General features: G+C 73.6%; 6 protein-coding genes. 3 read left to right on the forward strand and 3 right to left on the reverse strand.

The genetic code is table 11. The features are described from left to right. The gene (locus tag Q0795_RS00520) at positions 1-834 is read left to right on the forward strand and encodes a carbohydrate ABC transporter permease (protein ID WP_298885310.1); all 834 of its coding nucleotides are present in this window, start codon (positions 1-3) and stop codon (positions 832-834) included. A 56-nt stretch (positions 835-890) separates the two neighbouring features. On the opposite strand, the gene Q0795_RS00525 is transcribed toward Q0795_RS00520, so the two are convergent. Both Q0795_RS00525 and Q0795_RS00530 read right to left on the reverse strand, forming a co-directional pair. Continuing rightward, on the reverse strand, positions 891-4,172 hold the full coding sequence (locus Q0795_RS00525) for a DEAD/DEAH box helicase (RefSeq protein ID WP_298885311.1): 3,282 nt from the start codon (positions 4,170-4,172) through the stop codon (positions 891-893). An 88-nt stretch (positions 4,173-4,260) separates the two neighbouring features. Beyond that, positions 4,261-5,118: an alpha/beta fold hydrolase gene (locus tag Q0795_RS00530; RefSeq protein WP_298885313.1), complete on the reverse strand. Its 858-nt coding sequence runs from the start codon at positions 5,116-5,118 to the stop codon at positions 4,261-4,263. 166 nt (positions 5,119-5,284) lie between these two features. Here Q0795_RS00530 and Q0795_RS00535 point away from each other — a divergent pair, with 166 nt between their 5' ends. Continuing rightward, complete coding sequence (locus Q0795_RS00535) at positions 5,285-6,850, forward strand: DEAD/DEAH box helicase (RefSeq protein ID WP_298885316.1); 1,566 nt, start codon at positions 5,285-5,287, stop codon at positions 6,848-6,850. 119 nt (positions 6,851-6,969) lie between these two features. Here Q0795_RS00535 and icmF read toward each other — a convergent pair whose 3' ends face one another. Beyond that, entirely contained in the window at positions 6,970-10,254 is a 3,285-nt protein-coding gene (gene icmF, locus Q0795_RS00540; protein ID WP_298885318.1) for a fused isobutyryl-CoA mutase/GTPase IcmF, read from the reverse strand. 139 nt (positions 10,255-10,393) lie between these two features. Between icmF and Q0795_RS00545 the strand changes: the two genes are divergently transcribed. Beyond that, positions 10,394-11,272: a DUF1295 domain-containing protein gene (locus Q0795_RS00545; protein WP_298885320.1), complete on the forward strand. Its 879-nt coding sequence runs from the start codon at positions 10,394-10,396 to the stop codon at positions 11,270-11,272. Position 11,273: the final 1 nt, after the last annotated feature.

Consider the following 11,273-nt stretch of genomic DNA (forward strand, 5'->3'; position numbering starts at 1 on the left):
ATGCTGCACGAACGTCGACGTCACGCCGTGCTGCGCCGCAGCCTGCTCCTGGTGGGCACGGTGCTCTTCCTCGTGCCCTTCTACCTGCTGCTGCGCGGCGCGTTCAGCACCGAGGCCGATCTCACCTCGGCCACCTGGCACTGGCTCCCGCCCACGTGGGAGTGGGGCAACCTCGCGGCCGTCTTCGACAACCGCACCGTCCCGCTGGGCCGTGCCCTGCTCAACAGCACCCTCATCGCGGTCAGCCAGACGGTCGGGGTGCTGGTGCTCTCCGGGATGGCCGGCTACGGGTTGGCCCGGATCCCCTACCGCTGGTCGAACGTCGTCTTCTGGCTCATCACGGTGACCCTGCTCATCCCCGCTGCCGTGACCTTCGTGCCGAGCTTCGTGCTCGTCTCCTCCCTCGGGTGGATCTCGACGCTGCGCGGGCTCATCGTGCCGGGGCTCTTCCAGGCGCTGGCGACCTTCCTCTTCCGCCAGTTCTTCCTCTCCTTCCCCCGGGAGATCGAGGAGGCGGCTGCCCTGGACGGGCTCTCGTGGTGGGGCATCTTCTGGCGGGTGGTCGTCCCCAACTCCGGCGGCTTCGCCGCCGCGATCGGGACGGTCACCTTCATCGGCTCCTGGAACGCCTTCCTGTGGCCGCTGGTCATCGGGCGTACGCCCGAGTCCTGGACGGTGCAGGTGGCGCTGTCGACCTACCTCACCGCCCAGACCTCGCAGGTCAGCCTGCTGTTCATGGCCGCCCTGGTGGCGATCCTGCCGCTGCTGCTGATGTTCCTGCTCCTGCAACGGTGGATCGTCCAGGGCGTCGAGCGCACCGGCATCAGCGACTGAGGGCTCCCGGCCCCGCCCCAGCCCCTCCCGTGATCCGCCTGGGACCCGCCCGGGGCTCACCCCTCGAGCAGCCCACGGATGTCCTCGGCGGTGACCATGCCGGAACCGAACTCGCCTGCATCCACGACGCTGGTGAACAGCCGGCGCTTGCGCTCCTGGAGGGCCACGACCTTCTCCTCGATGGTGCCGGTCGAGACCAGCCGGTAGACGTGGACCGTCCGGTGCTGGCCGATGCGGTGGGTCCGGTCCACGGCCTGCGCCTCCGCGGCGGGGTTCCACCACGGGTCGAGCACGAAGACGTAGTCCGCCTCGGTCAGCGTCAGCCCGACCCCGCCGGCCTTGAGGCTGATGAGGAAGGCCGGCTGCGCACCCTCCCGGAAGGCGGCGATGCGCGCCGAGCGGTCCCGGGTGCGACCGTCGAGGTAGACGTACCCGATGCCGGCCGCGTCCAGGGCGTCCCGCACGAGCGCGAGGTAGCTCGTGAAGCTGGAGAAGACCAGGGCGCGGTGCCCCTCGGCCGCGAGCGCGGTGAGCCGCTCGACCACCGCGGTCACCTTGGCCGAGGTCGCCAGCCCGGCGTGCGCCTCGTCGAGCAGCGCGGGGTCGAGGGACAGCTGGCGCAGCATCGTCAGGGCCCGCAGGATCTTGACGCGGTTCTTGTCCAGGTCGGCCAGCAGCCCCAGCACGCGCTGCCGCTCCCGCTGCAGGTGCTGGTCGTAGACGCGGCGGTGCGCGGGGTGCAGGTCGACGGCGAGCGTCTGCTCGATCTTGTCGGGCAGGTCGGCGGCCACCTGGGCCTTGGTGCGACGCAGCATGAAGGGACGGATCCGTCGTCGCAGCCGGGCCAGCTCCTCGGGCGCGGCGCCCGACTCGATCGGGGTGCGGTAGCGCTCCGTGAAGGCCTCCGGTCGCGGGAAGAGCCCGGGTGCCGCCAGCGACGTCATCGACCACAGGTCCATGAGGGTGTTCTCCAGGGGCGTGCCGGTCATCGCGAACGTGCGGGCGGCCCCCAGCCGCCGCACCGCCTGGTAGGTCGCCGAGCGACGGTTCTTGACGACCTGGGCCTCGTCGAGGACCGCGGCGCTCCACGGCATCGCGCGGTAGTCCTCGGCCTCCATCCGCAGCAGGGTGTAGGACGTGATGACGAGGTCCGCGGCCCCGATGGCGCTCGCGAGGTCCGTGCCGCGGCGTCTCCGGGTGGCCGAGATGGTGGCCGTGCGCAGGTGCGGGGCGAAGCGTGCGGCCTGCTCGGTCCAGGCGGTCACCACGCTCGTGGGGGCGACGACCAGCACCGGCCCCTCCGCGAGGTCGGCGCGGTGCTCGGCCCGGACCACCATGGCCAGCGCCTGCAGGGTCTTGCCGAGCCCCATGTCGTCGGCGAGGATCCCGCCGAGGCCGGCGTCCCACAGGGCGCACAGCCAGCGGTACCCCTCGAGCTGGTAGGGGCGCAGGGTGGCCCGCAGGTCCGGTGGCGGCACGACGTGCCCGCGGTCGCCGTCGCCGATCGCGAGCAGGGCGTCGACCCGCTCGGTCCACCGGCCGCCCTGCTCCTGGACCACCCCCAGGTCGACCAGCTCCTCCCACAGCCCGGCCTGGTAGGGCGTCAGCCGAAGCAGGGAGGCGTCGTCCTCGTCCTCCACCAGCTCGCGCGCCTCCTCGATGAGGCGGCGCAGGGTGCGCAGCTCCGGCTGGTCCAGCCGCAGCCACAGTCCGGAGTCGAGCAGCAGGACGTCCTGCCCGGCCGCGAGCGCGGCGAAGAGCTGCTCGAACGGGACCTCCTGACCGTCGACGGTGACACTGACGTGCAGGTCGAACCAGTCGCCCTCGCCGGCCTCGCTGGTGGTGAGGTGCACCACCGGGTCCTCCGCCGCCTCCTCGTAGGTCGCCAGCTCACCGTGCACCAGGACGTCGAGGTCCTCGCGCTGCTGCAGCGCGGGCAGCACCTCGCCCGCGAAGCGCGCGGTCGCGAGCCCGGTGAGGACCGACCGCGGGCGCAGCCGCACCGACCCGGATGGGCCGTTCGCGAACACCGCCGGGGACGCCTCGAGGAGGGGCAGGACCGCCGCCACCGCGGCCCGCTCGGCCGCCTCGTCCCGGGCGAGGTCCTCGGGCCCGGCGTCCAGGCCGACCACGACGGTGTCCGGCTCCCCCTCGACGGTCGGGACGGCATACCCGAAGGTCCACCGCAGGTGCAGGACGTGGCCGGGCTCGGGGGTGACCTCGAGCCGCAGCCGCGGCGGGCGGTCGGCGGGGGTCACGACGCTGCCGTCGCTGGAGGTGAGCCCGACCTTCCGCGCGAGCGCGGGGTAGTAGCGGGCGAGGAAGTGCCCCACCTGGTCGGGGGGGACCTCCAGCGAGGTGCCGCCCTCGAGCAGTCCGGCGACCGGCTCGGGCACCGGACCCCGCAGGGGCCACAGGGTGAGCCGGTCGTCGGTGTCGACCCAGCCCAGACCGTGGGCCGGACGACCCACGAGGAAGCACCTGCCCCCCGTCGGCGGGGCGCCGTCGACCCCGACCTCCGGCGCGAGGGTGAGGGTCCCGTCGTCGCCGCGGGCGAGGTCCAGACCGATCGCGGCGGACCCCTCCCCCAGCTCGACCCCGGCGACCCCCTGCCCGGCCACGAGGGGGATCCCCGCCTCCAGGACCTGCCGCAGCACCGGCCAGGCGACGGCGCCGATCGCCCCCAGCGGCAGCTCCTTGGCGGAGGCGTAGAAGTAGCCGAACCCCGAGCTCTTGCCCAGCGCCGCCAGCTGTCCCAGCAGCGCCCGGTGCTCAGGGTCCACCTCGGTCGGGGACCAGCGGTTGGTCAGGTCGTCCCAGCTGACGCCCTGCCCCACCCACGGCTTGCTGCGGCCGGGCCGCACCGGGGCCAGCGTCACCCGGGCGGACTCCTCCCGACCACCGGGCCCCCGGGTGAGCGACACCTGCAGCCCGAGCCGGTGGCGGGTCGCGTCGGTGCCCGGCGCGGGGCGGACCAGCGGGGCGAGCGCCGCCTCCCACCCCGGTGCCGCGGGCGGGTCCGAGCGCAACCGTGCCCGGGCGGTCAGCAGGACGGCGACGGCGTGCTTGCAGTCCTGGGCCACGGGGCAGCTGCACTGCCCGCTCCACACGACGATGTCGCGGTCGTGCACGCGGACCACCGTCTGGTAGACCCGCCCACCGGAGCCCACCACGGTGCCGACCAGCGCACCCCCGTCGGGACCGGTGACCAGGGTGCGGACGTGACCGGCGTCGGCATACCCCCGGCCGCGAGCCAGCGTCAGCTCGCCGACCTCGGCCCGCAGGTCGGCGTCGCCGACGCGCAGCACCCACCCGGCGGCGGACAGGTTCGGCGACATGGACCGAGCCTAGGGCCGGGGACCGACAGGTCGGCTGGCTCGTCCACAGGCCGGCGGCGGACCGGCCGGTCGGGGCCGCGCCCCGCCGTCAGCCGGCTCCCCCAGACGGGCCCGACGCCGCGCCGCAGCGCAGCAGGACCTCCTGGGCCAGCTCGGTGGGACGGCGTTCGGGCAGCCAGTGGCCGGCGTCGAGCTCGACGAACCGGTAGGGGCCGGACACGGCGCGTGCGGTGCGCTCCGCGGCGGCCCGGCCCAGGAACGGGTCACGGGATCCCCAGACCAGAGTGGTCGGCACCTCGACCCGGCCGACCGGCCGGCCACCGGGACGGGCGGCCGCGCGGTACCAGCCCACCGGGCCGCGCAGGGCCGCCCGGGTGCCCAGCCGCGCGGCGTAGCGGCGCGCGTCCTGCGCCGGCAGGCCGGTGCGCACCAGGGTGCCGCCGCGCAGGGCCCGCGCCATGACGAGCTCCGGCAGCACCGGGACCTGGAAGCCGGCGATGTACCAGCTGCGGCGGGCCTGGTCGGCGTGCCGCACGGCCCACGCGAGCGCCCGCTGGTGCGGCGTGGAGGCGACGGTGAGGGTGGCCACGCGCTCCGGGTGCCACGCGGCCAGTGCCCACGCGACGGCGCCGCCCCAGTCGTGCCCGACGACGTGGGCCCGACCCGCCCCCAGGTGGTCCAGCAGCCCGAGCGCGTCCTCGACCAGCCGCTCCACCCGGTATGCCGCGACGCGCCGAGGGCGCGCACCCTCGGCATACCCCCGCTGGTGCGGAGCCAGGGTGCGCAGCCCGGCCGCCTGCAGCGCCGGGGACACCCGGTCCCAGGCGGTGCCGTCCTGGGGGAAGCCGTGCAGCAGCAGGACCACCGGCCCACCGGGCGGTCCACCGACCAGCGCCTCGTGGGTCAGCCCGTCCCGGGTGTGCCGCAGGGTCTCGTTCGTGCTCACCGGTCCATGATGGCGGGTGGGCGGCCGCGTCTGCGCTAGAGTGGTGTCAGCAGCCCGGATCGTCTCGCCCCGGACTGCCCGATCTCGCAGCCGACCGGCTGCCACGTTCGCGCCGCCCCCGGGCCTGGCGCCGGGTGGGACTCCGCACACGTCTCGAAAGATCCCTGTGACCTCTTCCTTCGCCGACCTCGGCGTGCCCACGACCCTCGCTGCCCTCCTCGCGGAGCGCGGCATCACCACCCCGACCCCCATCCAGGCCGCCACGCTGCCGGACTCGATGGCCGGCCGGGACGTCCTGGGCCGGGGCCGCACCGGCTCCGGCAAGACCTACGCCTTCCTGCTGCCCCTCGTCACCCGGCTCATGGCTGACCCCGGCGCCAGCCGGCGCCGCGGCCGCACGCCCCGCGCGCTCGTCCTCGCCCCGACCCGCGAGCTGGCCGGCCAGATCGCCGCCGCGCTGGAGCCGCTGGCGGCCGCCGCCGGGCTGACCCACCTCACCGTCTTCGGCGGTGTCGGGCAGAACCCGCAGGTGCGGGCCCTGCAGGCCGGCATCGACGTCCTCGTCGCGTGCCCCGGCCGGCTCGAGGACCTCATCGGCCAGGGGTATGCCGACCTCTCCGGGGTCGAGGTGACCGTGCTGGACGAGGCGGACCACATGGCCGACCTCGGCTTCCTCCCGGTCGTCCGCCGGCTCCTGGACCGCACGCCGCGGCAGGGTCAGAAGATGCTCTTCTCCGCCACCCTGGACGCCGGGGTCGACGTCATCGCCAAGCGCTACCTCAGCAGCCCGGTGACCCACCACGCCGACTCGGCGCAGTCCCCGGTCGAGGCCATGGACCACCACGTCCTGCACATCGACGCCGGCGAGCGCCTCGCGGTGCTCACCGACCTCGGTGCCGCCCCGGGCCGCAAGGTGGTCTTCACCCGGACCAAGCACGGCGCCAAGAAGCTGGCCAAGCAGCTCAACGGCGCCGGGGTCACGGCCGTGGAGCTGCACGGCAACCTCGCGCAGAACGCCCGCACCCGCAACCTCGACGCCTTCCACTCCGGGCGCGCCAGCACCCTGGTCGCGACGGACATCGCGGCCCGCGGCATCCACGTCGACGACGTCGCCCTCGTCGTGCACGCGGACCCGCCCGTGGAGCACAAGGCCTACCTCCACCGCTCCGGACGCACCGCCCGGGCCGGCAACGCCGGCACCGTGGTCACCCTCATGACCGACGACCAGGTGCGCGACGTGCGCTCCCTCACCCGCGCGGCCGGCATCAAGGCCACCACCACCAAGGCCCACTCCAGCCACCCGATCCTGCGCGAGCTGGCCCCGGGCGAGCGGGTGCTGACGCCGGGCGGGCTGGTCGTCGAGGTCCCGACCCAGGGCGGCCAGGGCTCGCGCGGTTCTGGCGGCGGCGGGCGCTCCGGCGGTGGAAACGGCGGTCGCTCCGGTGGCCAGGGCCGTTCGGGTGGTGGACGCTCCGGTGGCGGTCGCTCCGGCGGCCAGGGCGGCGGTCGCTCCGGTGGCCAGGGCCGTTCGGGTGGCGGGCGCTCCGGCGGCCAGAACGGCGAACGCTCCGGCGGCCAGGGCCGTTCGGGTGGCGGGCGCTCCGGCGGCCAGGGCGGCGGACGCTCCGGTGGCGGGCGCTCCGGCGGCCAGGGTGGCGGACGCCAGGGCGGATCCTCGGGCGGGTCGGTGGTGGCCTTCTCGACCTCCAGCGGGGGCCGCGGCCGCCGCTGAGCGGAACCCAGCGCCACTCATACCCCGAAGGTGTTCCTCTGCAGTGATACGTCACCGCAGAGGAACACCTTCTGCGGAGGAGTGGGTCGGACCAACGCCGCGAGCCGGCGGGAGCCCGCTCAGACGTTGCGGCGGTACTCCCCGCCCACCTCGAAGAAGGCCTCGGTGATCTGACCGAGCGTGCAGACCCGCGCGGCGTCCATGAGCACCGCGAAGACGTTGTCCCCGGCCATGGCCGCCTCCTTGAGCCGCGCCAGCGCCTCCTGCGCCTCCTCGACGTGCGCCTCCTGGTAGGCCTGCACCCGGTCCAGCTGGGACTGCTTCTCCGCCTCGGTGGCCCGGGCCAGCTCCACCTCGACCTCCTCCCGCTCGGCCTCGGGCCGACGGAAGGTGTTGACGCCGATGATCGGCAGCGAGCCGTCGTGCTTGCGGTGCTCGTAGAGCAGCGACTCGTCCTGGATCTTGCCGCGCTGGTAGCCCGTCTCCATGGCGCCCAGCACCCCGCCCCGCTCGCTGATCCGGTCGAACTCGGCCAGCACGGCCTCCTCGACCAGCTCGGTGAGGTGGTCGATGACGAACGAGCCCTGGTTCGGGTTCTCGTTCATCGCCAGGCCCCACTCCTTGTTGATGATGAGCTGGATCGCCAGCGCCCGGCGCACGGACTCCCCCGAGGGGGTGGTGACGGCCTCGTCGTAGGCGTTGGTGTGCAGGCTGTTGGCGTTGTCGTAGATCGCGATGAGCGCCTGCAGCGTGGTGCGGATGTCGTTGAAGTCCATCTCCTGCGCGTGCAGCGACCGACCCGACGTCTGCACGTGGTACTTCAGCTTCTGGCTGCGCTCGTTGGCGCCGTACCGCTCCCGCATCGCGACCGCCCAGATGCGCCGGGCGACCCGGCCGATGACGGAGTACTCGATGTCCATCCCGTTGGAGAAGAAGAAGGACAGGTTGGGCGCGAAGGCGTCGATGTCCATCCCGCGGGCGAGGTAGGACTCGACGTAGGTGAACCCGTTGGCCAGGGTGAAGGCGAGCTGGCTGATGGGGTTCGCCCCCGCCTCGGCGATGTGGTAGCCGGAGATCGACACCGAGTAGAAGTTGCGGACCCCCTGCTCGATAAACCACTCCTGGACGTCACCCATCATCCGTAGCGAGAACTCGGTGGTGAACAGGCAGGTGTTCTGCCCCTGGTCCTCCTTGAGGATGTCCGCCTGCACGGTGCCGCGGACGTGCTGCAGGGCATACGTGCGCAGCTCCTCCGCCTCAGCACCGGAGGGCTCGCGGCCCTCGCGCTCCCGGAACGCGTCGAGCTGCTGGTCGATGGCGGTGTTGAGGAAGAACGCCAGCACGGTGGGGGCCGGGCCGTTGATCGTCATGGACACCGAGGTGGTCGGGTCGACGAGGTCGAAGCCGTCGTAGAGCGCCTTCATGTCGTCCAGCGTCGCGATGGACACCCCCGAGGTGCCGACCTTGCCGTAGATGTCGGGACGCTCGGCCGGGTCGTGCCCGTAGAGCGTCACCGAGTCGAAGGCGGTCGACAGCCGGGTCGCGGGCTGCCCCTCGGAGAGCAGCTTGAAGCGTCGGTTGGTGCGGAACGGGTCGCCCTCGCCGGCGAACATCCGGGCCGGGTCCTCGTTGTCGCGCTTGAAGGCGAAGACGCCGGCGGTGTAGGGGAAGTGGCCGGGCAGGTTCTCGCTGCGCCAGAAACGGACCAGCGCCCCGGCCTCGTCGTGGCGGGGCAGCGCGACCCGGGGTATGCGGTTGCCGCTCAGCGACTCCTTGGTCAGGCGGGTGTGAATCTCCCGGTCGCGCACCGTGACCACCTGCTCGTCCCCGGAGTATGCCTCGACCCGGGCCGGCCAGCCCTCGAGCATCTCCCGGACCTCGGTCGGGACGTCCCGGCGGGCGGCGTCGAGGAGCTCGTCCAGGCCGTGGTCGCTCCCCCCGCCCCCGGAGGACGCGGCCAGCTCGTCCGCGGTCTGCTCCAGCCGCTCCACCCGGCGGGCCGCCAGGGCGTACCGCTCGGTGTCGGCGTGGTAGCCGCGCAGGGTGTCGGCGATCTCGGCGAGGTAGCGGACCCGCTTCGGCGGCACCACCTGGCGGATCATCGAGGAGTAGCGCGTGTCCACGGCGGGCAGCGCGCCCTCGCGGACGTCGAGGCCGTCCTCGGCGAGCCGGTCCCGCAGCGCCTGGTAGAGCGCGGTGACCCCGTCGTCGTTGAAGGTGGCGGCGGAGGTCCCGAAGACCGGCATGTCCTCGGGCCGGGCGCCGAAGGCCTCCCGGTTGCGCACCAGCTGGCGCCCGACGTCGCGCAGGGCGTCCATCGCGCCGCGCCGCTCGAACTTGTTGATCGCCACGACGTCGGCGAAGTCGAGCATGTCGATCTTCTCCAGCTGGCTGGCGGCCCCGAACTCGGGCGTCATGACGTAGAGCGAGGTGTCGACGAAGGGCACGATGCCCGCGTCCCCCTGGCCGATGCCCGGCGTCTCCACGACGACGAGGTCGAAGCCGGCGGCCTTGAGCACGTCGATGGCGGCCGGCAGCGCCTCGGGGACCTCGGACTCCCCGCGCGTGGCCATGGACCGGAACAAGGCCTGCCGCCCCCCGATCGCGCCCATCCGGATGCGGTCGCCCAGCAGGGCGCCGCCGCCCTTGCGTCGGGTCGGGTCGATGGCGATGATGCCGATCCGCAGCCGGTCCCCCTGGTCGATGCGCAGCCGCCGGACCAGCTCGTCGGTGAGCGAGCTCTTGCCGGAGCCGCCGGTGCCGGTGATCCCCAGGACGGGCGCGCTGCTCTCCCGGGCCGCGGCGGCATACCGCTCCCGGTCGGCGGCGGGCAGGGAGCCGAGCTCGGCACCGGTGATCGCCCGTGACACCGCGGTCCGGCTGCCGGCGAGCACCTCCTCGACCTCGGCCGGCCGCACCTGCCACAGGTCGTGGTCGGCATCGGTGATGACCTGGTTGATCATCCCCGGCAGGCCCAGCCGCTGGCCGTCCTCCGGGGAGAAGATCGTCACCCCGGCCTCCCGCAACCGGGTGATCTCCTCCTCCACGATGACGCCCCCGCCACCGCCGACGACCTTGACGTGCCCGGCACCGGCCTCGCGGAGCTGCTCGACGAGGTACTCGAAGTACTCGACGTGGCCCCCCTGGTAGGAGGAGACCGCGACCGCGTTGGCGTCCTCGTCCAGGACCGCCTCGACGACCTCGGCGACCGACCGGTTGTGCCCCAGGTGCACGACCTCGGCGCCCTGGCTCTGCATGATCCGGCGCATGATGTTGATGGAGGCGTCGTGGCCGTCGAAGAGGCTGGCGGCGGTGACGATGCGCACCGGGTGCTCCGGGCGCCGGAGCGCCGGTGCCCCGCTGGTCGCGTCCGCGGCGGGGCCTGCGCCCTGGTCGTTCTTCACCGTGCATCTCCTCGTCGAGTGGGGCCGTGCTCCTCGATGGTAGTGGAGACCGCCCGCGTGATTGACGCGCCCGTCAAGACCACCCCGGCGCCCGGTCCGTGTGCGGCCCCCGGACCACCGGGGTCCGTAGGGTGTCCGCGTGAAGAGTCTGCTGCTGTCCGCCCTGGCCACCGTCGCGGGCCTCCTGCTCGCCCTGGCCGCGTCCGACGGCGGCCAGCTGCTGCTGGACGGCCTCCCGGTGATGATGGTCCTCGTCCTGCTCGCCTACGTCCTCAACTGGGTGGTCTACGGGCCCTCCTACCGCGCGCAGACCGAGCGCTTCTTCGACCTCACCGGCTCGCTCACCTTCCAGCTGGTGACGGTCCTCGCGCTCGTCCTCGTGGCCGACCGCGACGCGCGCACCTGGGTCCTCGCGGCGATGGTCCTCCTCTGGGCGCTGCGGCTGGGGATGTTCCTCTTCCGCCGGGTCACCCGGGCCGGCAAGGACGGCCGGTTCGACGAGCTCAAGACCAGCTGGAGCAGGTTCCTCATGGTCTGGACGGTGCAGGCCCTGTGGGTGACCTTCACCGCCGGCGCGGCACTGGCCGCGATCACCTCCGGGGAGCGCTCGCCGCTGGGCGTCCTGGGGTATGCCGGGATCCTGGTCTGGGTGACCGGCTTCGCCGTCGAGGCGCTCGCGGACGCCCAGAAGTCGGCCTTCCGGGCCGACCCGCGCCATCAGGGCGAGTTCGTCCGCGGTGGGCTGTGGTCGGTCTCGCGGCACCCCAACTACGTCGGGGAGATCCTGCTGTGGACCGGGGTGGCGATGGTCGCGGCAGCCCCCCTCGTCGGGTGGCAGCACGTCACCCTCGTCTCCCCCGTCCTCATCTACCTGCTGCTGCGCTTCGGCAGCGGGGTGCCCGCGCTGGAGCGGCGCGCCGACGAGCGGTGGGGCGGCCGAGCGGACTACGAGGCCTGGAAGGCGCGGACCCCGGTGCTCTTCCCGGTCCCGCGGGCGGGCGCCGACCGGTCTCGCTAGG

Source organism: uncultured Serinicoccus sp. (genome assembly GCF_947487915.1).
Taxonomy (GTDB): Bacteria; Actinomycetota; Actinomycetes; order Actinomycetales; family Dermatophilaceae; genus Ornithinicoccus.